Source organism: Rurimicrobium arvi, from assembly GCF_039540495.1.
Classification (GTDB): domain Bacteria; phylum Bacteroidota; class Bacteroidia; order Chitinophagales; family Chitinophagaceae; genus Rurimicrobium; species Rurimicrobium arvi.
Genome location: NZ_BAABEZ010000022.1, coordinates 827,497 through 852,280 on the forward strand (window position 1 = coordinate 827,497; position 24,784 = coordinate 852,280).

Below are 24,784 nucleotides of genomic sequence, written 5' to 3' on the forward strand. Positions count from 1 at the left end.
GATGCTATGTCCGCAAAAGAAAAATCTGGCCTCCCGATGAAATTCGGCAAAATAATCGTTGCTTTTTATTTTGAAGTGTGGCTAAAAACAGACATATTTGCCACAACCTCCAACCGTCACAATTGAAAAACAATCGCTTAAAACTAATTTCATTATTTGTCTGTAACTGCATCTGCTTTGTTACAAGCGCGCAGGATACGGCCCGGGAAAATGCACACCCGGATACGGACAGCATTTCGATGGCCAGACACTGGCAGCTCGAACTCAATATCCCACAAATCATCATGGGTGAATTCCGGCTGCATTATTTCCGTTCGCTGAACCGGCGATGGGACTGGGGTCTTTCTGCCGGTTACAGGTATAAAGCCTGGACTCCCGTAGATGCAGCCAAGGATCTCGATGGGTTCGAATGGGGCAATCCGTATTTCTTAGAAAATAAAGCACAGGGCTTTCTGGCCGGCGCGAGCACGAAATACCGCATGGGCAAAAAAAGACGCAGCTTCTGGCAATCTGATCTTTTTGTACGCTACTGGGAGCAGACCGAAAAAAGCGGTGATCCGGGATATACCTATTATGTTAACGACAGAAACCAGTCTGTCGTCACCGGAATCAAACAACTCCTGGGCAGGGAATGGCTGTTAGGAAACCCCAATGAGCGCTACAACCTTGGTTTCAGTGCTTTTGTAGGAGGAGGCGTCCGGATAAGCTATAATGAATACAGCATATACCGGCAGGTCCAAAGCGATGTCTATGCGAAAAATTCATACGAATGGCTGTTCACGCCTTCTGTTCAGCTGGGCGCCTGCTTTTTTGTGCAGAAAAAGATACGGTGAGATTCTCAGTAATAAGGTCGTTACTTCAGTGGCACAGACTGAGCCTGCAAGACCGCTTTACCGGCTGATGAATTGTTACTTACCGCGGCAACAATACGGCATTTATCAAGATTCCAGGCACCGGAAGGTTTAAATCTGAACGCACATTCATACACGCGTCCGGATTCCTTTGTATTCAATTTATTGAGAATTGCCAATCCCGTTGCCGACGGAAGCAGACTTTTTCTGAAAACATAATCATGCACGTAATCGGGAACCACTCCTGCGGTAGCCGCCTGCGCGTCGACGATACCGCTTTCGATAACGCCAATGGTCAATATATTATCTGCTGATACAGTTTGAGTATAGGCAATATGCACTTTGACAGTAACCGTGTTTTCCGATGCGCTGTAGGTCGCATTCAATGTCAGATTCACAGGCGCCACTGTCGCAATGCGGCTGCCCGTTTGCGAGGTCCAGTTATCCTGGGATATCTGCATATTTCCTCCTACTGCTACCCGGTCAATACTTGCTGCCGGTATAGCATAGAGGCCGCCAAACAGATATGAACTGATCTGCGTAGCCAAAGAATCACGGAAGTCATACTTACTTACTCCGCTCACCGGAGCAAAAATCGCTCCTGCATTGTACGTATGATAATTTACCAACACCAGTCGATCCCCCCATGTACTTTTCAGGCTTGAGGCTAATGTATTTGCGTCGGGACAATTAATACAGGACGCGCCGGAAAACTGTTCAAAAAAAACATTGCGGCTTTGCTGGCTTTCGGGAGCGGATACATACGTCGTATCTCTTCCGAAAGTCCCATCCTTATTTGCTCCAACGGTAATATTCATTGTAAAGCTTCCGACAACGCCGCTTACATCCCCTTTTACGTTTACCTTGACGGCGTAGGTGCCCATAACAGCCCCTTTATCCGCATACAAAGACAACCCGGATTCAAAAGGTGGGGTTCCGGACACATTCGTAAAAGCAGCTGTAATGTAAGCCGGCAATCCTTCAGCAGAAAGTGTCACTTTTTCGGACGCACCCTGACTTTGTTTAACACTCAGTGACATATCCGCCGTGTCGGGCACTACGAGGTTCTGATCGACAAGGCCCGTTATTGTAAATACCGGGTTGATAGTTGGCTTGGTGTCTTCTTTCTTTTTGCAGGAAGCAAAAACCGATAACAGGATAATGGAACAAAAGAGTATTATGTTTTTCATGGACTAAGCAGTTATTTATACAAAACAATATCTGCAATATAACCTCAAAACGTGTATTTACAAATAAGGCATACCAATATATGGTATGCCTTTAATAAAACAGATCTCATTGCTTAGTTGATCTCCAACACCTGAGTCGGTGCCATTGTTGCGTTGCGGATCGCCAGTTGCTGTGCGACCTGACCTGCTAGCTCGAGGAAACGTGCTCTCGCAGGAGAATCCTCGTCAATAACAGCGGGGATACCCATATCCCCGCCTTCACGGATACTCTGGATCAACGGCAGTTCTCCCAGGAAAGGCAGTTCAAACTGATCGGCCATTTTAGCGGCACCGCCTTTGCCAAAGATGTAATATTTATTTTCAGGCAATTCGGCCGGAGTGAAGTAAGCCATATTTTCCACCACTCCCAGAACAGGGATATTGATATGTTCCTGTTTGAACATCATAACGGCTTTGCGCGCATCTGCGGCCGCAACTGCCTGTGGTGTCGATACGACCACCGCTCCGGTAACCGGAATCGTCTGTGCGATAGTTAAGTGCACATCTCCTGTTCCCGGGGGCAGATCAATGATCAGATAATCCAGTTCTCCCCAAAGCACATCCGTAACAAATTGCTTCAGCGCAGAACTTGCCATAGGGCCTCTCCATATCACAGCCTGCTTTTCATCGATCAGCAGGCCGATAGACATTGTTTTAATGCCGAATTTTTCTACCGGTACGATCATTCCCTTGCCATTCACATCCGCCATCTTAGGGCGCTCATCCCGTATACCGAGCATGATCGGTATCGACGGGCCATAAATATCGGCATCCATCAGCCCTACTCTCGCACCCTGTGCGGCAAGTCCCAGAGCCAGGTTTACCGATACGGTGGATTTACCAACCCCACCCTTTCCGGATGCGACTGCAATAATATTTTTCACACCGGGAAGTACATCCTGCCGGTCACGGCGGTTTGAGACTACGCGCGCAGTCATATTGATGTGCACTTCCGCATCCTTGCTTACCATCATGCGAACCGCATTCAGGCAGGCCTTCTCTATCATATCTTTCATAGGGCAGGCAGGAGTGGTGAGTTCAACAGTGAACGACACCTGGTTTCCCTCTACTGATAGGTCTTTCACCATACCCAGCGTCACAATATCCTTACGTAAATCCGGGTCGTCCACATTGCGCAACGCGTCCAGTACAGACTCTTTTGTTATCATCAAAAACGTTTGTTAAATTAGACAAATAATGTGCAAAACTAAGCATAAGCGTTTTCCTTTGTAGCTATATCCCCGAATTGTTTTTTAATAAACGTATTACTGATTCCAATACCAGTCACACCATGATCCGAATTTTCCATTTACCGCTTTGTGTTCTTGCCTTAATTGCGCTTATTCCTTTCAAAGGCAAGGCTCAGCTGGCATTCGACCGTGTGGTACAGGTAAACGGCGTGGTAATGACGAGCGACAGTTTGTACGGTGTTCCTGACGTGATCGTTTCGGTTAAAAACCAGAACCGCGGTGTATATACAAGTGAATCCGGAGTTTTTGTGCTTGTATGTTTCAAAGGTGATACCATACAATTCCGCAGCCTGGGCTATACCCCATCCGAATATGTGATCCCCGAAGATTTTAAATCGAATACGCTTTCGATGGTGAAGCTGCTGAGCCAGGACACATTCTTCCTGAGTGAGACAGTGATTCATGCCCTGCCTTCCAAAGAAAGTTTCCGGTATGTATTCGAACACTTCCAGCCGGAAGACGACAAATATGAGATCGCCCGTAAAAACAGTGATCTGGCGATGATGCGCATGATGGCCACCACCATGAACCCTGACGGACACGAAGGAGCATCCTATGCAATGCGCAGTATCGCGCAGCGTGCTTCTTACGAAGGCATGCGCCCCCCGATGCAGATTATGAGCCCTATCGCCTGGGCCCAGTTTATCCAGGCATGGAAACGTGGTGACTTCCGCAGCAAAAAGAAAAAGACATCCAGCTATTGATGGCATGGGTACAGTGCACCGTAAATTATCAGGTATACTCAGATTTTACCGGCAGTACGCTTTCGCATCGGTATTGCTGAACTGCATTTTCCTGTATTTCTTTGTTATCAATGGGAAAGACTGGAATACGCTCGTATCCGATTTACTATTGAAAATGGCACTGGCCGCAGGTACCTACCTGTTCTACAATCAATATATAAGCTCCCGTTACTATTTTTTCTTCAACAGAGGACTGGATAAAAAAACATTGTGGCTTGGGAGTTTGGCAACAGATTTGCTTATTACCTCAGGGATGCTACTTCCCGTATTGCTATGGTAAAAAACACTCTGGAAGCCGATTCCATCAGGCTTAGTTACAATAATCGCCTTATTCTCTCAGATATCAGCATTCGATGTGAAACAGGATCTGTTACGGGCATTCTCGGTCGTAACGGTTGTGGCAAAAGCACCCTGCTGCAGATTATTTTCGGCAGTACCGTTACGCAGGACGGCATCATCCGGATCAACGGCGTAAAAGCGCAACCGGCTTTCAAACAACCGTGGAGGGTAGCCCTGCTGCCGCAATTTCCGTTCTTACCGCCCGGGCTTACCCTTCACAAAGCATTCGGTGCATTCGAGCTGAATGTAAGTGATTTTACCGAACGGGTACCGCAATTCCGGGGATTGGAGTATGAGCAGATCGGAGAACTGTCTTACGGCATGTCGCGGCTCGCAGAAATCTTCCTGCTGATCAAAAAAGAATCGATGTTTGTATTGCTGGACGAGCCGTTCAGCGCACTGCCCCCCGTAGCGCGGGAACAGGTACAGGAATGGATAGAAGAAGAAAGGAACAAAAAGGGATTTATCATCAGCGACCACGATTACGATTCCGTGCTGCGGATCTGCGACCGGCTCTATCTGCTCAGGGATGGCAAAACCTGGATTTGCCGCGGCAGGGATGATCTCGCTGCAGGCGGATATCTTCCGGAGTAGCGACTTCACAAAGAATGGACTATTTTGCATAAGTTTTGCTATAAATATTTCCGAGAGCTTGCCGCGCCACCTGTTTTTCCTGCTGCTGACCCTGTTTTTTTGCGGAGCTTCCGGCGTCGCACAGAACCGGGTAGCCGGATTAAGCAATAAGCGTCTGAAAAAAATACCTGTAAGAGACAGTCTGCGCATAGATACCGGCAGCATCGCCCACGCATTTATATTGCAAACCGACAGCACTGATTATACCATCGACCCGCTTTCTGCAACCATCCGCTGGATACGCAGGCCTGCAAGCGATTCGGTCTGGATCAGCTACAGGCTGTTACCGGTGAATTTTACACAGAGCCTGCAGCATAAAGGCACGGAGCTGATCAACAACACCTACCGTTTCAATCAACCTGCACAACAAAGCAATGGAAAATTTGTGGACAATGATCAGCTGGAACTAAACGGCAGCTATGGCCGTAGTTTCTCAGTGGGCAATAATCAGGACGTTGTATCCAATTCCAACTTCAACCTGCAGGCAAGTGGCTATCTGCCGGACAGTATCAAAATTGAAGCTGCATTAACCGACAATACCATTCCGTTTCAGCCGGACGGCAATACGAGTAGCTTACAGGAGTTTGACCAGATATCGGTGCGACTGAGTAAAAACAGGCGTAGTATGATGCTGGGAGATTACAACCTCAACAAACCCGATGCGTATTTTCTGAATTTCACGAAAAGAACACAGGGACTATTCCTGCAAAGCGAAGACCGACTCGGCAAGCATCTGTTCAATCGGTCCGGCCTGAGCGCTTCGGTGGCAAAAGGCGAGTTTGCCCGGAATATCTTTAATGGTCAGGAGGGAAATCAGGGCCCCTACCGTCTTACCGGGAATAATGGCGAACAGCTGTTCGTGGTGCTTGCAGGAACAGAAAAAGTGTATGTGGATAATATGCTGCAGGAGCGGGGGGAAAATGCGGACTATATTATCAATTACAATACAAACGAGATCAGGTTTATGCCCCGGAGGCCTATCAACCGGTTTTCCAGGATACAGGTGGAGTTTGAGTACCGGACCAACAACTATCTGAACTCCATGCTGTATGCTTATGACGAGCTGAATATCGGCAAACACTGGCAGCTGAAATTAAATGCTTACAGCAATCAGGACGCGAGGAATCAAAGCTATCAGCAGGCACTCAGCACCGATCAGAAAAATTTCCTGGCCTCTTTGGGCGACAGCATTCAGCATGCCTATATGCCTAATATCGCAGCAGACACTTTTGCCGCCAATAAGATATTATACCGGATCAAAGACACAATTATTGCAGGAGTGAGCTACGATTCTATATTCGAATACACAACAACAAACAGCGGAACCCTGTACACTGTCGGCTTCTCCTACGTCGGCAGCGGTAAAGGCGATTACACCCTTGCAGGATCCAACGCCAACGGACGCGTATATCAGTGGATACCTCCTTCCGGGTCGCAAAAGCGCGGCGATTATGCAGCAGTATCCCTGATCATCACGCCCAAAGCGCACCGGTTTGCAAGCATAGCGGCACAATATAAGATCGACAGTGTACGTAGTTTCTACGTGGAACTTGCCGGAAGCGATAAGGATCCGAACACCTTTTCACAACTGGACAATGCGTCGCACAAAGGCATTGCCTCAAAAATTATTTATGAAGACACCCGGCATCCGGGCAGCAAAAAAGATTCTGCGGCAAACTGGACAATAAAAAACTACATACAATACGAATATGTACAAAGCCGGTTCCGCGCGATTGCACCCTACCGCAGTGTTGAGTTCGGGAGAGACTGGAGCGTCCCGCTGTCCGGCATCAGTCCGGACGAGCATTGGGGCACCTATGCAATTCGGGTGGCACATCGTAAAGCAGGAGTGCTGGATTACACGGTAAGCAAATACCTGCGTGGCAACGATTACAGCGGATTAAAAAACATGGTCAGCTACCAGGTTGACCGGAAACTGGTGCACTCGGGTTTTCTGCTCAGCTACATGCAGGCAGAAGACAGCCAGAACCGTGTAAAACTGTTCAAGCCCTCCGTATTTACCGCTGTTAATATCGGTGCACGGCAACAGCATACACTCGGAGGCAGCTATTCGGTGGAACACAATGAGGTGCGGAATAAATCAAATGATACGCTTGCAGCAAACTCATTTTACTTCGACATTACAACCGTTTACCTGCGCAGCAGAACGCCTGAGAAAATAAGCTATAATCTGACTTATTTTAACCGCCGTGATTTTGCAATAGCCGGCTATGATTTCAAGCGCTATACCAGCAGTGATAACGTAAACCTGCAGCTATCGTTGTTGAACAGCAGGCTGCATCAGTTCTCGGCGACGGGCTCTTACCGGAATTTAAAAACAGACAGCAGTGCTGCACTCAGGCCCGAAGAGACAGTACTGGGGCGTATGCAATATGACGGAATATGGGCAAAAAGATCCGTGGTCTGGTCCACACTCTATGAATTGGGGACAGGGCAGGAACAGAAGAGAACGTTCACTTACCTGCAGGTACCTGCGGGACAGGGGGTGTATAACTGGATCGACTATAACAACGATGGACTGCAGCAGCTTAATGAATTTGTAACAGCCTTGTATCCTGATCAGAAACTGTATGTGCGCGTCTACTCCATCAGTAACGAATACATACGGGTGAACAATATGATGTTTAACCAAAGCGTCAATCTTGATCCCGCAAATCTGCTGGAAGGACGCAGGCAGGCATGGAGTAAATTTTTATCCCGCTTTTCGGCGCAGCTGGCGATACAACTGAATAACAAAATACTCAAAGATGCCGGAGAAGCAGTATTCAACCCCGCAGAAAACCGCTTTGCAGACAGCACAGTATTGCAAACAGCCACCACGCTCAACAACAGCTTTTATTTCAACCGGAACAGTTCTGAATGGGGAATCGACTACAATGCAGTGAACAACTCCGGGAAGCAATTATTGAACTACGGCCTTACCGAAACGCAGAGCAGGCAGGACTACCTGAAATTCAGGGCCGCGTTGTCGCGCAGTTGGACAATTACACTCGGAGGCCGCAAAGGCTTACGCAGCAACATATCAGCTGTAAACGACGGCAGCTCCTACAGGCAGCAATATAAAGCGATCGAACCTGCGCTGATCTGGCTGAACAAATCATCATTGCGCATTTCCACCTCTGGTCGCTATGAAGAGCGAACAAATGATCCTTTGTACGGCGGTGAGAAAGCAGACCTGCGCTCTTTAGTGCTGGAAGCGAGACTCAGCCAGGCAACTACGGGAATCATCCAATTAAGAATAACCTATAGCCAGATCAACTATTCCGGCCGCGCTTCATCTCCGGTTGCCTATTTCATGCTGGACGGATTGAAAAAGGGGAATAACCTGCTATGGTATCTGAACTGGCAAAGGAAACTTGGTCGCGGAATTGAACTCTTCATTGAATATGAAGGGCGGAAAACGGGATCGGACGCGGTTATCAACACAGGGCGCATGAGCCTTAAGGCTGTCTTGTAGCCTTCAATAGCGGGATAACTGGAAATCATATAAACAAGTGTTCAAAATCTTATAACAGCAGCCTGAGCGATCAGTCGCACTTTTGTGATGTAAAAACAATGTTCACAAAAAAACACGAGATATGAACACCACAACGCTCAAAGGAAGATGGAATGAGTTGAAAGGCAAACTCAAACAACAGTATGCAGAACTGACTGACGATGATCTGATGTATGAAGAAGGAAAAGACGATGAATTGTACGGACGTCTTCAAACCAAACTCGGAAAAACAAAAGACGAAGTCACGAAAATCATCGCTGACCTCTAATACATCAACTTTCACTTCATTTTTAAAACAAACCGTTATGAAAAAAACAATCATGAACATCGGCGCTGCGGCGTTCGTACTTTTCGCTGCAACATCTATGGTAGCTTGTTCTAATCCACAGCAAAAAGAAGAAAATGCTAACGAAGCTGTAGCAGATGCAAGACAAGATCTGGCAGAAGCAAAACAAGATGCAGTTGACGCGCACCAGGAAGCTGTTTCCGACGCTGAATGGCAGGCATTCAAACAAGAGACAAACGCAAAAATCGATGCTAATGATGCATTGATCTCTCAACTGCGCAAACAAAAGAGAAAAGCGGACAACGAAATGACAGAAGACGCATTCAAAGCACATATTGATGATCTGCAGGCACAGAACAAACAATTGCGTCAACGTCTGGACGATTATGAAAAAAACAAAGGCGACTGGAATAGCTTCCGTACGGACTATAACCGTTCCCTGGATGAACTGCAGAACAACCTGCAGGAGATGAAGAAATAATACTACTGACAGACCGTATATATAAATCGAAGAAGCTAATAGACAAGAAGGGGTCTATTTTCAACACACCCGCGTCACTTACCTGATGCGGGTGTTTGTTTTTACTGCAATAAAAAAAAACAATCCGTCCAAAAGAACGGATTGCCTGTATATAAAAAGTTATTGGTTTGCGCCGCAAGCTGTACGGCATTTTATGCACAAACCGGCCTTACAGCCGACGCCACACTCACCTAACAAAAGTAGGGCTTTTTTGCAGAAAACATAATTTTTTTACGAAAATATTGTTCAGTCTCATTTCGTGAACAAAAAAGTTCATAAAAACCTCTAAACAGAAGTCACGGGCGTTTGCGCTTCGGGGAGGCTCTGGCCGAAGGATTGTAATCCAGGCATTGCGTTATCCAGAACAACAAATCCCGTTGCCTCCGTGTTCCTTCCTCGCTCACATACAGATATCCTTTCATAGGCCTGCTTGTAAAATCCATTCTTCTGCAACCCGGCATTTCAAGTAATTCTTCCTCGCGGAGCGGATCAATACGGCACATCATATCCTCTCCGATAACACCGGTGCACATTTTACCATTCACCATATAACATACGCCGCCGAACATATATTTCTCTTCCACATCCGGCTGTGCCGCCAATGCTTCCCTGATCCTGTTGGACAGCTGCTCATTAAATGCCATGATTCAAATGTAGTTATTGCGCTACTTTTAAATAAAAAATCGATGCTGGAATTATGGATGCTCGCAGGATGCCTGATACTTTTGCTTCTGCTTACGTTTCTGGTCATCCGCTCGCACAAAAATACCAACGATGAGACGGGCCGCACGCAGCAGTCGGAACAGTTTATCCGGAACGAATTACAGATCAGCCGCCAGGAGCAGGCCTTACAGGCCAGTATGATGCGTGAGGAGTTTTCGGCGCAATTGGATCGCTTTACGCAAACCTTCCTGATGCAGCAACAGCAACTACTGCAGACCAGCTCCGCATCACTGGAGCAACTGAGGCAGTCGGTAGAAAAAAGCCTTGTACAGTTGTCGGTGCAGCATCAGCAATCGGCAAAAGAGCAGCGGACAGAGTTCGGGAACAATGTAAAACAGTTTGAAGGGAACATGCAGGCGGCGCTTAAGGACTACCGGGAACGTATACGGGAACAGCTCAGCGCATTTGCCGACCAGCAAAACAACCTCCACCGCCAGATGCAGGACCAGCAGAAGCTGGTTCGTGAAAGTGTGGAGCGCAGTATCGGTCAGATGCAACAAAGTAATGAGCAGAAGCTGGACGAGATGCGCAGAACCGTAGATGAGAAACTGGAACAGACCTTACAGACAAGACTGAATCAGTCTTTCAGCATGGTGAGCGAGCGACTGGAATTTGTGCACAAAGGACTCGGGGAAATGCAGCAACTGGCAATAGGCGTGGGCGATCTTAAACGCGTACTGTCCAACGTAAAGACACGCGGCACCTTTGGCGAAATGCAATTATCGAATATTCTGCAGCAGCTGCTCGCACCCGAGCAATATGAGGTGAATTGTATCACAAAGCCGGGAAGCACTTTGCGCGTGGAGTTCGCAATAAAAATACCACAGGTACAGTCGGAGCAGGGTCCCCTACTGATGCCTATCGATTCCAAATTCCCGCTGGAGGATTATTACGCCCTGCAGGCAGCGTACGACGCCAATGACAGCGTAGCTGCAGAACTTGCAGGTAAAGCATTGGAGCAGGCGATCAAAAAATCGGCCCGGGACATACGGGACAAATATATTGCGCCCCCGCACACCACGGATATCGGACTGCTATTCGTGCCGATAGAAGGTCTGTATGCCGAGTTAACCCGGCGCCCGGCGCTTATGGAACTGCTCCAGCGCGAATACCAGGTGATCATCACTGGTCCCACTACCCTTTCGGCAATACTCCACACGGTATCTTTCGGTTACAAGACCATGGTGCTGGAGCAGCGAAGCGGTGAGATCCGGAAAACACTGGGCGCGGTAAAAACAGAATTTTCAAAATTCGGCGAAGCCCTGCAAAAGGCTCAGGAACGCATTTCCAAAGCAGGGGAAGATATAGACGAACTCGTGGGAAGGCGCACCCGGCAGATCAACCGGCAACTGCGTCACCTGGAATCTTTACCCGAAGAGGAAGCCAAACGGCGTATCGACGGTGAAACGAACGATTAGCCTGTGCGTCGGACTGTTGCAAAAATTGCTAAATCGTGATAGTTTGCCGGCGCAAAATGTGCAAATTCCCTACCTTCGCTGCGCAAAAAAGATTATTCATTAATCCTTCATAAAAATTCATACAAATGAAAGTAACCGTAGTAGGTGCCGGCGCTGTGGGCGCTACCTGTGCCGACAACCTGGTAAGACGCGAAATCGCGGAAGAAGTAGTACTCGTAGACATTAAAGAAGGCTTTGCCGAAGGTAAAGCGCTGGATCTGACACAAACTGCTTCTCTGCTCGGTTTCAACACACGCATCACCGGTGTTACCGGAGACTATGCTGCAACTGCAGGATCTTCTGTATGTGTGATCACTTCAGGCATTCCGCGTAAACCCGGAATGACGCGTGAAGAGCTCATCGGCACCAATGCTAAAATTGTGGAAGATGTTGCAACAAACCTGCTGAAACATTCTCCCGACGCTATCATCGTGGTGATCTCCAACCCGATGGACACGATGACCTACCTGACATTGAAAGCAACAGGGCTTCCTAAAAACCGTGTGATCGGAATGGGCGGTATCCTGGATAGCGCACGCTTTAAAACATACCTGCAAAAAGCACTGAATTGTTCTCAGAGCGACCTGCACGCAACTGTTATCGGCGGACACGGAGATACTACCATGATCCCGCTGACACGTCTCGCGACACTCAACGGTACGCCCGTATCCAACTTCCTGAATGAAGAACAACTCAAACAGGTGGCTGCAGACACAATGGTAGGCGGTGCCACATTGACCAAACTGCTGGGCACTTCTGCCTGGTACGCACCGGGAGCTGCCGGAGCTGCACTCGTGGAAAGCATTGTCCGCGACCAGAAAAAAGTATTCCCTTGCTGCGTTTCCCTGAACGGAGAATATGGCCAGAATGATATCTGCCTGGGTGTTCCCGTTGTGATCGGAAAAAATGGCTGGGAAAAAATCATCGATTATAAACTGAATGAAAACGAACAAGCTGAGTTCAATAAATCAGCAGATGCGGTGCGCAATATGAACAGCGTACTGAGCACGCTCTAATCATTCGGATCAGAAGAATACATACAACCCGGTGTGGCATAATCCGCACCGGGTTATTTTTTTAATTTTTTTTTACAGTCCGCTAAACCTGTATCAAGATTCACCGTCTACAGTGGCAAAATCTGCAAACAATGAAATCAAAATTCTCCCTCAGTGTTTCGCTTGCTGCTACTGTAGCCGCAGGCCTGTTGTTTTGCGCATCTTGTAAAAAGAAAGATGCTACTGATAATTCCGGACCTACAGATACCGACGCCGCTTATGCAAGTGATCAGGTTCAACTTGAAAAAGCGTTTGAAGATGTGGAAAGTATTGCCGATCAGGCGTCCATGGACGGCGACATGAGCACTTACCGCATCACCGGCGGCTGTGCGACAACTACTTATGACACAGCTTCCGCCACACGCAAAATCACCATTGATTTCGGACCAACAGACTGTCTCTGTTCAGACGGCGTATACAGAAGAGGGAAAATTATTATGACATATACCGGGCATTACCGGGATTCGGGGTATGTGCATACGCTGAGCTTTGACAACTACTATTTCAATGACAACCAGCTCACCGGAACGAGAACCGTAAGTAATAAAGGTAAAAACAGCAGTGGGCAGAGCTACTTCTCTATTGATGTGAACGGTGCGATTATCCTGGATAAAAGTGCAGGAACTAAAAAATGGACCAGCAGCAGAACGCGCACCTGGACGAACGGGGAAAGCACCAAAACCCGCCTTGATGATATTTACAGTGTTACGGGAAGCGGTACGGTAACCCGCGTGGACAGTTCCGCTTTTACAGGTACCATCACCAGTCCGCTGATCATCGCGACAAGCTGCGACTGGATCACACAGGGGACGATCGAAATTGTGCCCTCCGGAACGGGCAAAACACGGACACTTGACTATGGAAGCGGCACCTGCGATGCTGTTGCCACACTTACTGTGGGCAGCAAATCGCGGACGATCACTTTGCACCGGTAAAAATATCCGGCCACAATAAAAACAGGTATACAAGCAGTTGTATACCTGTTTTTTATTGCCCGATAGCAAAAGTTTCTGCAAGCGGTTTCATTCCCTTTGCTTTAACTTTGCGCTCTTGTCTCCCGCTTTTAAACCGAACTTCTTTGCCACATCTATTGCTGAATCTTTTACTTTTCTCTGTTACATTGCTGGCCGGACTGGCGGCGATGAACCTGCCGCTGGCGGAAGAAAGGACAATGCGCCTGCTGCTGGCATTCTCGGGATCTTTCCTGCTGGGCATCACACTACTCCATCTGATCCCGGAAACAGTGGAGGACCAGGGGCATAAAGCCGGAATCTTCATTCTCGGTGGTTTTTTCCTGCAATTGCTGATACAACGCTTTACACATGGGGTCGAGCATGGGCACAATCATTTCCATCACCATTCAGGACATGCGCACGACCACTCTATCCCGCTTTACTCTATCCTGGGCGGACTGGCTATTCACTCCGTTATGGAGGGATTTCCGCTTGGCTTCAATTACCGCATGCCGGGCACGGATCCTTCGCTGTACTTTGCAGTGACGGTGCACAAATTACCGGAAATCATTATCATCGGTTCCATGTTGCGCAGCGTGAAAGGAAATGGCCCACAGGCAATCGCTATTATGGTATTGTTTGCCGCGTTCACACCCTTGTCCAGTATTCTGGCATCGGTATTGGGGCAGCGCTACTTTGCCATTTCGAACGTGCTCGGGGCGGTGATACCTGTTGTTGCGGGTGCCTTCATTCACATTGCAACAACGATTTTTTATGAAAGCGGAACCCAGCAGCACGCACTCACCCGCCAGAAATTAATTGCAATTATTGCAGGAGTTGCCCTGGCCACCATTACTTTGCTGTTCCATTAGATCAATATGAAAACGCTGCACATCATTATCTTTTCGCTGCTCTTCGCGGTAACTATCTCACACGCCAAAAACAACGAAGGACTGCTTTGGCGTATCAGCAGCGCAGATGGAAAACAAACATCTTTTCTCTTCGGAACAATACACATTATTTGCCCGGAAGATTATTTCTGGACGAAATCGATGCAGGCTTCATTTGAAAAATGCAGCCGCGTCTGCTTCGAAATGAACATTGCCGATCCGGGCCTGATGACGGAAGCGTCAATGCAACTGATGGATTTTTCCGGGAAAACGCTACGCGATTATTTCCGTTCAGACGCTGCATACGAAGCCGTTGCTGCATATATACGCGACACATTACACCAGGAACTGTCCATTGCAGAACGTATGAAACCGATAGGTCTGTATTTTCTGTACAGTACATTATCCGTCAGCTCCCCCTGCAAACAGGATCCGGTTTCTTATGAAATGAAACTGCTCGAAAGCGCACAGAACAAACATATCGAAGTTGCAGGTCTGGAAACACTCTCGGAACAGCTTGAGGCCATCAGTACAATACCTACAGACAGTATTATTACATTACTGACAAGTGTGGCGCGGGGCGAAAAAGACGATCAGCAGGAAATGAAAGCGCTGATTAACGCATACAAACAGCAAGACCTTGCGCTGTTGCAGCAGATGCTCGAACAGGAATCGAAGGAAAGCGGATTTGAAACAGGACATTTGATTGATGACCGGAATAGAAAATGGATAGCTCCTATGAAGCAGATGATGTCTGATGGAAATACATTTTTTGCAGTAGGCGCCGGTCATTTAAAAGGACTTATCTCCCTGCTCAGAAAAGAAGGATACCAGGTAATTGCGGTCGAATAGCCAAACCAGCCGCCCGAAACATCCGCTCTATACAGTCAAAGGAGCACAGGTCTGGGCAGGAATGGCCCACATTTCTATCATGATCAACAGGATGGTGTATAACGGCAATACGGATAAACACGAATTGCAGGTAAAGGATCTGGGTTTGGGCATCTGATTGTTTTTTTCTTCAATAATGGATCGGGTATTTTTTCCTACCCTGCTTTTACTCTTTTACGTTGGCCTTTATCCTTAATACCTGGAATTCTTTTGCGGTGTTCGTAATGACATATATTTTCCGTTCAACGAATCCCACCGGCTCCGTAAGTTTAAATTGTGCGGCGATGGCGCCTTCCTGTCCCGCGGCCACCGGCTTCCGGCAACTGTCGTCGATCAGCGTGCAGCCGCATGTACTTTCCACGCACAGCAGGAGCAATTGGTTACTGCCCGTATTCCGGAACGGGAAGGACAATTGGTAAGACACTCCGGAATGGATGTCTCCTAATTGCAACAGAGTATCTTTCCATTGTATACTGGTAAGCAGCAAACTGTCATTTCCCTGATATTCGTTTCCGTTGCTCGAAGAGGGCACGCAGCCTGTTGTAGTCAGGAGCAGTAAGGAAAGAGCGGTGACGATTTGTTTTCGGAATTTCATCATCAGGTTATTACCGGTTAATATGACACATTCCGTCACATTCGTGCCCCCAAAGTGTACCGCAACCCGACTCTAAGCCGCAGAATTGCGGAGAACAGGTAAAGCCTGGAATACACCAATCCGACTCTCTGCTGCAATTACAAATAATTGGTCCGTCACCTCCAAATGTCCCGCCGGTGGCGCGCCCTCCTGTTTGTCCGGAAAAAACAAACGCGCTTGACTCATCATTACCTCGCCAGGTGGTAACAAGCGCTTTAACGTAATCGTAGCCGAGCAGTGGGATAGCAGACTCTACATACCTGTCAATGGAGGCCATGGTACTGCTGTCTCCTCCGGGGCAGTAAACAGCGGGAGTAACAAGACGTAGTAACCCGGCAATAACTTCTTTCTTCGTGTGATCGGCCTCCCGGTCTATCGCGTCTTTGAGTCGCTCCTGTACCAGCCGGAATTTACCTGCCGGACCGAGATGCTGAAAGATCAGAATTTGCGTGGATGCCGAATAGGCACGCATATCGCTAAGCGTATACTGATCAATATCGGACGTGCGGGACAGCACCTGACGAACATTTTCGTCCGGGTCTGAAGATTCCTGAAATCTTACGACAGGTACTTTTGCATTTTTGGAACAGGAAAGAACCAGACAACTGAGCATAGTTGCAAGGAGCACCCTTGTATAAGATCTAAGTCGCATAGTATCGGATTTTATCACGATATGCGTCAATAAGCGTGCCAGACAAAGATAAAATTATATAATATTTTTATATAAGTAAAAATAGACTTATTAAATATCAGGCCCTTCCGGATTGAATAGTAGAGTACAAGATACTTGTCAATTTTGCGGGGAATCACGAAACTTTTACGAAAAAACAGTAAAGGGCATAAAAAAACCATCCCGAAGGATGGCTTATATAAAATTGCGATAAACTTAGTTATTGCTCAGACGATTGAATTCATCCAGTCCCGGATCTTCATAAGAAGTAAACAATGCGCAGATATGGCCTACAAGAGACAAAGCCCATGCAGCAGTAAACCATGCGGGCCAGGGATATACCCAGCCGGTAGCACCTTTATCGTAGGTAGTCCACATAATTATCGTTGCAACGGTAAACGCGATCACGTGTACCAGCAAAATCATTTTCTGGCGGGAAGTAGGTTGAATTTTCTTTGCCATGTTATTGTGTATTTCTTTAATGCTATTGTGAAATGAGAAGTTATTATTTTATGCTGTTTTCAGGCGAGCCGGGAATGCAAACTTAACGGCGAAATAGGCGCTGAACAATACTGCGCTTCCGATCAGATCACCTGTAAGGCTGCTTTTAAAAAAGGGAATTGCATCAGCAAATGTTTTTACCAGACCGCCTGCGGTGTAACCGTTATATCCCTGAGCAAAATAGCCCAGATTGGAAATGATGAAAAAAGTAAGAGATGCCATCAGCGTACCGCCGGCAACCGTCAATACATTTACTTTCTCAAATACGCGTCCGACAAGTGTTGCAGCAAGTAATCCGCCGTATACAAAGAACTGACTCAAACCGTAAAAGCCGGTGTTGGTATCTGTAGGGAAAGCCTGGAAGAATACGTCAGCAAGAAACTGCCCTGACAATGCAACAACCAGCGCGAGTTTCGCATCACGGATCAGCATACCGCTTACAAGGCCAATCGCGATAACCGGTGCAAAGTTAAATGCTCCGATCTCAGCACAAAGCACTCTGGAAATAACGGCCAGCGCAACCAATACGAGCGCAAAAACGACTTGATTCTGTTTCATCTTTCAAAAAATATTGTCGCAAAAATAAACAACCTCTGCGGCATTTACAAAACAAAAATTAACAGTTTGGTTCCCCCGCTATTGCAGGCTGAAAAGGCTGTCGACAAATTCTTCTTTGTTAAAAATCTGGAGATCTTCCATTTTTTCCCCCACACCGATGTACTTAACGGGTATTTTGAACTGGTTTGCAATGGCAAGCACTACGCCGCCCTTCGCCGTACCGTCCAGTTTGGTAACGGCAAGTGCGGTAATATCGGTAGCAGCGGTAAACTGACGGGCCTGTTCCAGCGCATTCTGTCCCGTACTTCCGTCGAGAACCAGCAACACCTCATGTGGTGCATCAGGCATTTTCTTAGCGATAACACGGCGGATTTTACTCAGTTCCTCCATCAGGTGCGCTTTATTGTGCAGGCGCCCTGCAGTATCAATGATGACGATATCGGCATCGCGCGCTATAGCGCTCTGCACGGCGTCGAACGCAACCGAACTGGGGTCGCTGCCCATTTCCTTCTTAACGATAGGGACGCCCACGCGCTCGCTCCATATTGTGAGCTGATCAACGGCAGCTGCGCGGAATGTGTCAGCGGCACCAAGAACTACGCTCTTACCGGCCTTTTTAAAGTTGTGAGCGAGCTTGCCGATGGTTGTTGTCTTACCCACTCCGTTCACGCCCACCACCAGCAATACATAAGGTTTTTTATCTGCGGGCAGTTCAAATGTCTCGAATTCATTGCCGGGAGCGTCTGTCAGCACGCTCATAATACTCTCCTGCAATAAACGGTTGAGTTCTGAAGCGCCTACATATTTGTCTTTAGCAACGCGTTCTTCTATCCTGCGGATGATCTCTACAGTAGTACCGATGCCCACGTCTGCGCTCACAAGTGCTGTTTCGAGCTCATCCAGCACTTCTTCGTCCACCTTATCCTTCCCCGCTATAACTTTTGTTATTTTCGAAAAGAAACCTTCTTTGGTCTTTTTCAAACCTTCGTCCAGCGCTACTTTCTGTTCTTCCTGCTCTTTGTTTCTTTTAAATAATTTGTCAAAAAAGCCCATTGCTTATTTTTGAAAAGGTTGATTGATTGAGGGGCAAAGGTATTATTATTTTGCGGCAAGCGATTTGCGCATCCGGTAATCGTTCATAAAATAACCGTTACCGATGTCGATGTCTTCTTCCATATAAATACGATATCCCTGACGCTCGTAAAAAGATACTGCATTATTATACCGGTTCACATTCAGAAATACTTCGTTTTGTTCCTGCTTTGCTGCAAATGCTTCCACTGCGTTCATCAACGAAAAGCCGATTGCCGCGCCCTGAAATTCAGGCAGCACGTACAATTTCTGCAACTTGGCTGCCCCCGCTATCCCGCAGTTGCATTCAAGCGAAGCAAATCCTGCAGGTTCGTTCTCTTTATACGCAATAAAAAAGCGATGACCCAGTTCCCGAATTTGCCGCTCCAGCGATTCGGATGCGTACATGCGTTCAAACATATACAGCACCTGCTCTTCACTGATAAACGGCTTATACGTGGGCAGAAACGAACGCTCCGCGAGAGATCGCAGTAAAGCTGTGTCGTCTGTAATAGTTACAATAATAGAGGAAGTATGCACTGCGCTGCTGATCAGTTAAGAAATACTCCGGTCAACTTTTCTCCGTCGCTCTGCACGAGGATGTTTTCCTGTAATGTAGTGGAAAGGCTATAGCCTACTATATCGGGGTTGATCGGATAGGATTTATGTCTGCGATCCACGAGTACGGCAATCACTATTTTTTTGGGAAAATGATCCAGCACAGGTTTCAGCGTATACAGCAATACCTTGCCGGAGTTCGAAACATCATCCACAAGCACCACGGATTTACCATCCAGCTTCCAGGGAAGTTCAGGCATATTTTCCAACGGACGCTCTTTATTGATCTTCAGTATCTCAAGATTCACTTTGAGTTTGCTGATCGCGCGGAGCCGCTCCGCGAGCAGCGAGGCGAGGATCTGTCCGCTACCGGCGATACCGATCATGTACAGTTCTTTGACATCCGTATTCTTTTCCCAAAGCTCAAAGGCCATTCTCTGGATTTTGAGATCGATCTGCTCCGGACTTAAAATAAGTGTTCCTGTTTGCATTTGCTATAAATTACACGGACCGGATCGCTACCACAGGATCCAGCTTAGAGGCTTTATACGCGGGGATAAATCCCGCAACAACCCCGACAAAAGCCGAGGTAAAAATACCGATAAATATGTTTTGCGCGGACAGGCCGAGATGAAGTTCGTCGGAACTGAGATTCACAAGCGATGCAATAATCCAGACAAGCAGAATACCGATGGTTCCGCCAATCACACTCAATGATATGGCTTCGATCAGGAATTCGATCAGAATGAACAGGGAACGTGCCCCGATAGCCTTTTTCAACCCGATATATTTTGTACGCTCTTTTACCGTAACGAACATAATATTGGCGATACCGAAAGCGCCCACGATAAGAGATATCCCGCCGATAACCCCACCAATCGCATTGATCGTACCAAACATCATATTCATGCGTTCGGTAACCTGACTGAGCTGATTGATCGCAAAATCATCCGGCTGCCCGGGCTTTATCTTTCTTGCCGCCCTCAATGCACCCTGCACATTGTACTTCATCTCATCCAGCGGGGCACCGGGCTTGGCTTTGATCATGAGTGAAGGATCATAATTAAATGAGCGCACATCGATAGCGGACATGACTGATCCATAAGGAATAATAATGCAATCGTCGAAGTCAAACCCCGCTGCGTTGCGGCCGGTCTTGCGCAAACGCCCCACAACACTATACAATTTACCCAGATAACCGATCTTTTTATCAATAGGACTGACACCGGGACTGAACAGGCGGTCGTAAACCTCCTGCCCGATCACGGCAACCGGAACGCCCCCTTCCACTTCCGACGCACTCAGATAACGTCCGTCTGCCACATCGATATTCTGAAGCCTTTCAAACCCTGCAGTCACCGCACAAGCCGTTACGCCTGTCAGATCGTTGTCATTGTAGCGCACACTTTTACCATTGATACTCAGCTGCAGCGCCACCACACCGGCTTCCGGCACATTCGCCTGAACGGCATGCAGTTCGTTCATTGTCATGGAAGGCCTTCTCCAGAACTCCCACCACTTATACTCACCGCCTTCATCCATCCAGGGCCAGCGACCAACATACAGCACATCGTTTCCGAGTGTGGCCACCTCATCCTTAATTTGCTTTTTGAGACTGTCTAAAACCGTGAATACCGCTATAATACAAAAGATCCCGATGGTGATACCGGTAAGCGAAAGTGTGCTGCGCAGCTTGTTTGCCCTCAGTTCCTGAAAAGCCTGAACAAAACTGATATTGATCACTTTGGAAAGTTGATTCCTCATAGCCGCGCGTGCAGCAAATGTAATTATTGCCCCGGATTTTACATTTTTCTTTTTTGTGAAAACCCTACATTTGTGGTCATTCCAAAGCAATTTCTTTTGTCTTTACTTGATCATTTCCTGTCTAAGAACGAGGTTCTGAAACTTCCTCTGTTCCGGCGTTACCTGAGCTTCCGTCTTTTCCTGATTGGTGCGCTGAACATGCAAACAACTATTCTCGCGTATTGGGTTTATGACATCAGTCATGATGTGAAGCTGGTGGGTGAATTGGGGTTGTGGGAAGCCATTCCGGCGATCGGCTGCAGTTTTTTTTCAGGACATTTTGTAGACCAGCAGGAGAAGAAAAAGCTGCTGTTACTGTGTTCTATCGCGTATATAACGCTTGCCGTTTATTTTTCCGGACTGAGCATTTTCCACGGATCGGCACTATCCACTTACGCCACGGTACGACTCGTTTTCCTGGGCATATTGCTCGGAGGCGTGATCCGTTCGTTTATAGGACCCGGAACTTTTTCGATGCTGGGACTGCTCGTGAATAAAGACAAACTCCCGTCTGCTTCTGCATGGAGCAGCACTTCATGGTATATCGGCGCGGTGCTTGGTCCCCTGGCCGGCGGGCTGCTTATTGGCACAGTGGGTGTTTTGTGGAGCCTGGTCGCTGTGGCAGCAGTACTTCTTGTCCCGTTTGTCTCCATGATCTTTATCCCGAAACAGGATATACTAAAAAAGGACAAGGAGCCGATCATGAAAAGCCTGAAGCAGGGGCTGCAATTTGTATTCAACACACCTGTGATCCTTTCCGTACTCTCGCTGGACATGTTTGCGGTATTGTTCGGGGGCGCAACAGCTCTCTTACCGGTTTATTCCAAAGATATTCTCCAGGTAGGCGAACTCGGATACGGCATTTTAAGGGCTGCACCGAGTATAGGAGCAATAGGCATGATGCTGATCCTCTCGCTTATGCCACTCGAAAAACAACCGGGCATGAAACTCCTCGCAGCTATTGCCGGATTCGGCGCTACAATAATTATTTTCGGAACCTCCACCAGTTTCGGACTCTCCCTCGCCATGCTTACCCTGAGCGGCATGTTCGACGCGGTAAGCGTGATGATCCGCGGCATTATCCTGCAACTGCATACTCCGGATGAAATGCGCGGACGTGTGGCGGCTGTAAACACGATGTTTATCAGTTCCAGCAATGAGCTCGGCGAAGTGGAAAGCGGCTATACCGCGGCATGGATGGGCACGGTGAATTCCGTTGTATTCGGGGGATCAATGACCATCGCTGTCGTGCTGTTCACTTTCTTCCTGGTCCCTTCGCTGCGCACTTTAAAACTAAAAAAGTAACAATCCTCTTACTAGACACGGGCAAGAATAAACATACCTATACGCCATAATGTGTTGTATAAAAGGGCAGAATCGTTTAGCTTCGCAGGAAACTAAACAAACACAACCCATGAAAAAAATCCTATCGGGACTCGTAACTGTATGCCTGTTACTTTCCACGCTGTTCACTTCCTGTAAGAAAGACGACAAGAAGAATGAGCTTGTTTTCACTATTAACGGACTAAGCGATCAGAATTATAACGGTTCTTCCATCACGCTTCCGCTTGAAATCAAATATACTTCCGGTAATCAGGAGTATGTAACCATGGGTGTTTCGGGACTTCCATCCGGCATGACCGGGACATTCAGCAGTCAGAGTGGCACTCCTACCTTCGGCACCACGTTAACGCTTACCCCTTCCGGAGGGGTCTCCACGGGCAGTTTTATTGTTACCGTTACCGGCACTTCAACATCCGGCGTAAAAAAAAGTGCTTCTATGAAGCTAAATGTTCCATATGACTGTGCCTCTGCAATGACAGGAAATTACTTTTATCGTGATCTCTATGATGGAGTTGAGATGCTTAATGGTCATTATATAGTGAGCCAAAGCGCTGCAAATACACTGTCATTTAAAGAAGTTGGATCAAGTGATCATTTTGAAGTTGTTCTGAACTGTGATAATAACACCTGCTTTGTGGCTGATGACCCAACATATAAAGGAGTTTTTTCAACATCCCCAAGAATGATTACTATTAGCGCTCCACCAGACGGAAGCACTGTTCTTTCCTTCACTCAGGAATAGATGTAGATACCTACAAAAGCAGAAGGGTTTGGCTTGACAAGCCCTCCTGCTTTTTGCTTATTAACAACGGCAACACTATTCGTGATGGTATGGGGAATTGTTCAGGATGCTGAAAGCGCGATAGACCTGCTCGGCTACGATCAGCCGCACGAGCTGATGCGGAAAAACGAGACTGGACAGCGACCATGTCTGTCGGGCTTTCTGACGTATGGTATCGCTCACGCCGAAAGCGCCGCCGATGAGTATAACGAGTGTCTTAACACCCTGATTCATCATTTGCTGAAACTGCTGGCTCCACTGAACGGAGTTCAGGCTTTTACCGCGCTCATCCAGCAATACCAGGTAATGGTTGGGTTGCAGGCGTTTGAGCAACAGGTCTTCCTCCACCTGTTTGGCGCGCTGCACATCAGATGAAAGATCACGTTTGGGCACCTGCAATACCACAAGCTCTACGCTGTTCCAGGGTTTCGTTTTAGCAATATACTGCTGTACCCCCTGCTCTATAAAAGCGTCACTGGGCTTGCCGAGCGACCATATTTCTATATGCATATCAGTTGAGCAGCAGGATATTTACGGCACGGCGGATGATATTGAAAGCGATCTCAGCCATCAGGTTTTCCTTGTCCAGCGTGGGATTTACTTCTGTGACTTCGATACAGCAGATCTTGTAATTCTGCATTAATGCCGCGATCAGATCCTCGGCCTCTTTTTCTTTCAGCCCATTGCTTACCGGGGTGCCGGTACCACGGGAAATAGAGCTGTCGAGGCTATCCACATCGAAGGAAACATAAATATCCTCGCACTTGCTGAGGTGAGCCAGCGTCTGCCGCACCACATTTTCCACACCTTTACGGCGCACTTCCTGCACGGGAACAACTTTGATTCCATACTTCTTCAGGATCGCTTCTTCCTCCTTTTCATAATCGCGGAGCGCAATAAACACGAGGTCTTCAGGGTTGATCTTAGGCTCGATCTTGCCCATATTTTTGAGCTTATTCCAGATATCAACCGTCTTAGCATCCGGATTATGCACTTTGTGTTCCAGGTTGTCGACTGCAAGCGCCGTAGCAAGCGGCATACCATGCATGTTACCGGAAGGGGATGTATAAGGTGTGTGCAGATCGGCGTGAGCATCGATCCATATCACACCGAGACGGCGTTTCGGGTTAGCCATTTTAATTCCCGCAATCGTACCGCCGGCTGTACTGTGATCACCTGCAAACACTACCGGGAAGATACCGGATTTGATCGTTTCACAAACGGCTGCCGACACTCGTTCATACATTGTATGCACCCCGTGTATGCGTTTGGCATAGGGTGATGCCACCGGCTCGTATAAAAGATTATTTTGGTCAGGAATGACTTCAGAAGGAAAGTTCACAAAAAAATTGCTCATGAAATCCAATGCGGCAATTTTGATCGCGTCTATGCCCAGACTGGCTCCGCGCGTGCCCGCACCTATTTCCGAACGAACTTCTATCAGCTTTATGTTTCTCATTGTATCCTGCTTTATAAATTCTAAAACAAGAAAGGGTGAATCGCTCCACCCTTCCCTGTTTTTGTAAA

Annotated in this window: 26 protein-coding genes; 13 read left to right on the top strand and 13 right to left on the bottom strand. The window is 47.6% G+C overall.

Annotated elements, in window-relative coordinates:
• Nucleotides 1–239: 239 nt before the first annotated feature.
• On the top strand, nucleotides 240–833 hold the full coding sequence (locus tag ABD846_RS10375; RefSeq protein WP_344826321.1) for a hypothetical protein: 594 nt from the start codon (nucleotides 240–242) through the stop codon (nucleotides 831–833).
• A 20-nt stretch (nucleotides 834–853) separates the two neighbouring features.
• On the opposite strand, the gene ABD846_RS10380 is transcribed toward ABD846_RS10375, so the two are convergent.
• Both ABD846_RS10380 and ABD846_RS10385 read right to left on the bottom strand, forming a co-directional pair.
• On the bottom strand, nucleotides 854–2,041 hold the full coding sequence (locus ABD846_RS10380) for an Omp28-related outer membrane protein (RefSeq protein ID WP_344826324.1): 1,188 nt from the start codon (nucleotides 2,039–2,041) through the stop codon (nucleotides 854–856).
• Nucleotides 2,042–2,154: 113 nt separating this feature from the next.
• The gene (locus ABD846_RS10385; protein ID WP_344827512.1) at nucleotides 2,155–3,249 is read right to left on the bottom strand and encodes an Mrp/NBP35 family ATP-binding protein; all 1,095 of its coding nucleotides are present in this window, start codon (nucleotides 3,247–3,249) and stop codon (nucleotides 2,155–2,157) included.
• 122 nt (nucleotides 3,250–3,371) lie between these two features.
• On the opposite strand from ABD846_RS10385, the gene ABD846_RS10390 reads away from it, so the two are divergent.
• The 5 genes from ABD846_RS10390 (at nucleotide 3,372) to ABD846_RS10410 (ending at nucleotide 9,329) form a co-directional block, all read left to right on the top strand.
• Nucleotides 3,372–4,034 carry a peptidase associated/transthyretin-like domain-containing protein gene (locus ABD846_RS10390; protein ID WP_344826326.1) on the top strand — a complete coding sequence of 221 codons (663 nt, stop codon included), beginning with the start codon at nucleotides 3,372–3,374 and terminating at the stop codon, nucleotides 4,032–4,034.
• A 249-nt stretch (nucleotides 4,035–4,283) separates the two neighbouring features.
• Nucleotides 4,284–5,006: an ATP-binding cassette domain-containing protein gene (locus ABD846_RS10395; RefSeq protein WP_344826329.1), complete on the top strand. Its 723-nt coding sequence runs from the start codon at nucleotides 4,284–4,286 to the stop codon at nucleotides 5,004–5,006.
• Nucleotides 5,007–5,064: 58 nt separating this feature from the next.
• Nucleotides 5,065–8,523, top strand: coding sequence for a hypothetical protein (locus tag ABD846_RS10400; protein WP_344826332.1), 3,459 nt, complete (start codon nucleotides 5,065–5,067; stop codon nucleotides 8,521–8,523).
• 121 nt (nucleotides 8,524–8,644) lie between these two features.
• Nucleotides 8,645–8,830 carry a CsbD family protein gene (locus tag ABD846_RS10405; protein WP_344826335.1) on the top strand — a complete coding sequence of 62 codons (186 nt, stop codon included), beginning with the start codon at nucleotides 8,645–8,647 and terminating at the stop codon, nucleotides 8,828–8,830.
• A gap of 37 nt (nucleotides 8,831–8,867) precedes the next feature.
• Nucleotides 8,868–9,329 carry a hypothetical protein gene (locus ABD846_RS10410; protein WP_344826338.1) on the top strand — a complete coding sequence of 154 codons (462 nt, stop codon included), beginning with the start codon at nucleotides 8,868–8,870 and terminating at the stop codon, nucleotides 9,327–9,329.
• A gap of 335 nt (nucleotides 9,330–9,664) precedes the next feature.
• Here the strand turns inward: ABD846_RS10410 and ABD846_RS10415 are convergent, their stop codons facing one another.
• Nucleotides 9,665–10,012, bottom strand: a complete 348-nt coding sequence (locus tag ABD846_RS10415) for a TfoX/Sxy family protein (protein WP_344826341.1) — start codon at nucleotides 10,010–10,012, stop codon at nucleotides 9,665–9,667.
• Nucleotides 10,013–10,054: 42 nt separating this feature from the next.
• On the opposite strand from ABD846_RS10415, the gene ABD846_RS10420 reads away from it, so the two are divergent.
• The 5 genes from ABD846_RS10420 to ABD846_RS10440 all read left to right on the top strand — a co-directional run bounded on the left by ABD846_RS10420 (nucleotide 10,055) and on the right by ABD846_RS10440 (nucleotide 15,298).
• Nucleotides 10,055–11,509 carry a DNA recombination protein RmuC gene (locus ABD846_RS10420; protein WP_344826344.1) on the top strand — a complete coding sequence of 485 codons (1,455 nt, stop codon included), beginning with the start codon at nucleotides 10,055–10,057 and terminating at the stop codon, nucleotides 11,507–11,509.
• A gap of 125 nt (nucleotides 11,510–11,634) precedes the next feature.
• Entirely contained in the window at nucleotides 11,635–12,564 is a 930-nt protein-coding gene (mdh, locus tag ABD846_RS10425; protein ID WP_344826347.1) for a malate dehydrogenase, read from the top strand.
• A gap of 131 nt (nucleotides 12,565–12,695) precedes the next feature.
• Nucleotides 12,696–13,538 carry a hypothetical protein gene (locus tag ABD846_RS10430; protein WP_344826350.1) on the top strand — a complete coding sequence of 281 codons (843 nt, stop codon included), beginning with the start codon at nucleotides 12,696–12,698 and terminating at the stop codon, nucleotides 13,536–13,538.
• A 143-nt stretch (nucleotides 13,539–13,681) separates the two neighbouring features.
• Nucleotides 13,682–14,428 (top strand): ZIP family metal transporter, encoded by a 747-nt coding sequence (locus ABD846_RS10435; RefSeq protein ID WP_344826353.1) that lies wholly within the window; start codon nucleotides 13,682–13,684, stop codon nucleotides 14,426–14,428.
• Between the two features lie 6 nt (nucleotides 14,429–14,434).
• Complete coding sequence (locus tag ABD846_RS10440) at nucleotides 14,435–15,298, top strand: TraB/GumN family protein (RefSeq protein ID WP_344826356.1); 864 nt, start codon at nucleotides 14,435–14,437, stop codon at nucleotides 15,296–15,298.
• A gap of 205 nt (nucleotides 15,299–15,503) precedes the next feature.
• On the opposite strand, the gene ABD846_RS10445 is transcribed toward ABD846_RS10440, so the two are convergent.
• The 8 genes from ABD846_RS10445 to ABD846_RS10480 form a co-directional block, all read right to left on the bottom strand.
• Nucleotides 15,504–15,935, bottom strand: a complete 432-nt coding sequence (locus ABD846_RS10445; RefSeq protein WP_344826359.1) for a DUF1573 domain-containing protein — start codon at nucleotides 15,933–15,935, stop codon at nucleotides 15,504–15,506.
• A 7-nt stretch (nucleotides 15,936–15,942) separates the two neighbouring features.
• Nucleotides 15,943–16,623 (bottom strand): bacteriocin fulvocin C-related protein, encoded by a 681-nt coding sequence (locus ABD846_RS10450; protein ID WP_344826362.1) that lies wholly within the window; start codon nucleotides 16,621–16,623, stop codon nucleotides 15,943–15,945.
• Nucleotides 16,624–16,857: 234 nt separating this feature from the next.
• On the bottom strand, nucleotides 16,858–17,103 hold the full coding sequence (locus ABD846_RS10455; protein WP_344826365.1) for a hypothetical protein: 246 nt from the start codon (nucleotides 17,101–17,103) through the stop codon (nucleotides 16,858–16,860).
• A 48-nt stretch (nucleotides 17,104–17,151) separates the two neighbouring features.
• Entirely contained in the window at nucleotides 17,152–17,700 is a 549-nt protein-coding gene (locus ABD846_RS10460; RefSeq protein ID WP_344826368.1) for a DUF6580 family putative transport protein, read from the bottom strand.
• A 78-nt stretch (nucleotides 17,701–17,778) separates the two neighbouring features.
• On the bottom strand, nucleotides 17,779–18,753 hold the full coding sequence (ftsY, locus tag ABD846_RS10465) for a signal recognition particle-docking protein FtsY (RefSeq protein WP_344826371.1): 975 nt from the start codon (nucleotides 18,751–18,753) through the stop codon (nucleotides 17,779–17,781).
• 45 nt (nucleotides 18,754–18,798) lie between these two features.
• Nucleotides 18,799–19,311 carry a GNAT family N-acetyltransferase gene (locus tag ABD846_RS10470; protein WP_344826374.1) on the bottom strand — a complete coding sequence of 171 codons (513 nt, stop codon included), beginning with the start codon at nucleotides 19,309–19,311 and terminating at the stop codon, nucleotides 18,799–18,801.
• An 11-nt stretch (nucleotides 19,312–19,322) separates the two neighbouring features.
• Complete coding sequence (locus tag ABD846_RS10475; RefSeq protein WP_344826378.1) at nucleotides 19,323–19,820, bottom strand: phosphoribosyltransferase family protein; 498 nt, start codon at nucleotides 19,818–19,820, stop codon at nucleotides 19,323–19,325.
• 10 nt (nucleotides 19,821–19,830) lie between these two features.
• The gene (locus ABD846_RS10480) at nucleotides 19,831–21,093 is read right to left on the bottom strand and encodes an ABC transporter permease (RefSeq protein ID WP_344826381.1); all 1,263 of its coding nucleotides are present in this window, start codon (nucleotides 21,091–21,093) and stop codon (nucleotides 19,831–19,833) included.
• A 96-nt stretch (nucleotides 21,094–21,189) separates the two neighbouring features.
• On the opposite strand from ABD846_RS10480, the gene ABD846_RS10485 reads away from it, so the two are divergent.
• Nucleotides 21,190–22,437, top strand: coding sequence for an MFS transporter (locus ABD846_RS10485; RefSeq protein ID WP_344826384.1), 1,248 nt, complete (start codon nucleotides 21,190–21,192; stop codon nucleotides 22,435–22,437).
• A 109-nt stretch (nucleotides 22,438–22,546) separates the two neighbouring features.
• On the top strand, nucleotides 22,547–23,218 hold the full coding sequence (locus ABD846_RS10490; protein WP_344826387.1) for a hypothetical protein: 672 nt from the start codon (nucleotides 22,547–22,549) through the stop codon (nucleotides 23,216–23,218).
• 75 nt (nucleotides 23,219–23,293) lie between these two features.
• Here the strand turns inward: ABD846_RS10490 and ABD846_RS10495 are convergent, their stop codons facing one another.
• The gene (locus ABD846_RS10495) at nucleotides 23,294–23,767 is read right to left on the bottom strand and encodes a 23S rRNA (pseudouridine(1915)-N(3))-methyltransferase RlmH (protein WP_344826390.1); all 474 of its coding nucleotides are present in this window, start codon (nucleotides 23,765–23,767) and stop codon (nucleotides 23,294–23,296) included.
• A 1-nt stretch (nucleotide 23,768) separates the two neighbouring features.
• Nucleotides 23,769–24,716 (bottom strand): arginase, encoded by a 948-nt coding sequence (locus ABD846_RS10500; RefSeq protein ID WP_344826393.1) that lies wholly within the window; start codon nucleotides 24,714–24,716, stop codon nucleotides 23,769–23,771.
• Between the last annotated feature and the right edge of the window lie 68 nt (nucleotides 24,717–24,784).

Coding starts and splice junctions, on each gene's coding strand:
- mdh (WP_344826347.1), top strand. CDS start 11,635: ATGAAAGTAACCGTAGTAGGTGCCGGCGCTGTGGGCGCTACCTGTGCC.
- ABD846_RS10440 (WP_344826356.1), top strand. CDS start 14,435: ATGAAAACGCTGCACATCATTATCTTTTCGCTGCTCTTCGCGGTAACT.
- ABD846_RS10385 (WP_344827512.1), bottom strand. CDS start 3,249: ATGATAACAAAAGAGTCTGTACTGGACGCGTTGCGCAATGTGGACGAC.
- ABD846_RS10375 (WP_344826321.1), top strand. CDS start 240: ATGGCCAGACACTGGCAGCTCGAACTCAATATCCCACAAATCATCATG.
- ABD846_RS10445 (WP_344826359.1), bottom strand. CDS start 15,935: ATGATGAAATTCCGAAAACAAATCGTCACCGCTCTTTCCTTACTGCTC.
- ABD846_RS10480 (WP_344826381.1), bottom strand. CDS start 21,093: ATGAGGAATCAACTTTCCAAAGTGATCAATATCAGTTTTGTTCAGGCT.
- ABD846_RS10490 (WP_344826387.1), top strand. CDS start 22,547: ATGAAAAAAATCCTATCGGGACTCGTAACTGTATGCCTGTTACTTTCC.
- ABD846_RS10450 (WP_344826362.1), bottom strand. CDS start 16,623: ATGCGACTTAGATCTTATACAAGGGTGCTCCTTGCAACTATGCTCAGT.
- ABD846_RS10420 (WP_344826344.1), top strand. CDS start 10,055: ATGCTGGAATTATGGATGCTCGCAGGATGCCTGATACTTTTGCTTCTG.
- ABD846_RS10405 (WP_344826335.1), top strand. CDS start 8,645: ATGAACACCACAACGCTCAAAGGAAGATGGAATGAGTTGAAAGGCAAA.
- ABD846_RS10430 (WP_344826350.1), top strand. CDS start 12,696: ATGAAATCAAAATTCTCCCTCAGTGTTTCGCTTGCTGCTACTGTAGCC.
- ABD846_RS10410 (WP_344826338.1), top strand. CDS start 8,868: ATGAAAAAAACAATCATGAACATCGGCGCTGCGGCGTTCGTACTTTTC.
- ABD846_RS10415 (WP_344826341.1), bottom strand. CDS start 10,012: ATGGCATTTAATGAGCAGCTGTCCAACAGGATCAGGGAAGCATTGGCG.
- ftsY (WP_344826371.1), bottom strand. CDS start 18,753: ATGGGCTTTTTTGACAAATTATTTAAAAGAAACAAAGAGCAGGAAGAA.
- ABD846_RS10390 (WP_344826326.1), top strand. CDS start 3,372: ATGATCCGAATTTTCCATTTACCGCTTTGTGTTCTTGCCTTAATTGCG.
- ABD846_RS10475 (WP_344826378.1), bottom strand. CDS start 19,820: ATGCAAACAGGAACACTTATTTTAAGTCCGGAGCAGATCGATCTCAAA.
- ABD846_RS10460 (WP_344826368.1), bottom strand. CDS start 17,700: ATGAAACAGAATCAAGTCGTTTTTGCGCTCGTATTGGTTGCGCTGGCC.
- ABD846_RS10495 (WP_344826390.1), bottom strand. CDS start 23,767: ATGCATATAGAAATATGGTCGCTCGGCAAGCCCAGTGACGCTTTTATA.
- ABD846_RS10455 (WP_344826365.1), bottom strand. CDS start 17,103: ATGGCAAAGAAAATTCAACCTACTTCCCGCCAGAAAATGATTTTGCTG.
- ABD846_RS10380 (WP_344826324.1), bottom strand. CDS start 2,041: ATGAAAAACATAATACTCTTTTGTTCCATTATCCTGTTATCGGTTTTT.
- ABD846_RS10500 (WP_344826393.1), bottom strand. CDS start 24,716: ATGAGAAACATAAAGCTGATAGAAGTTCGTTCGGAAATAGGTGCGGGC.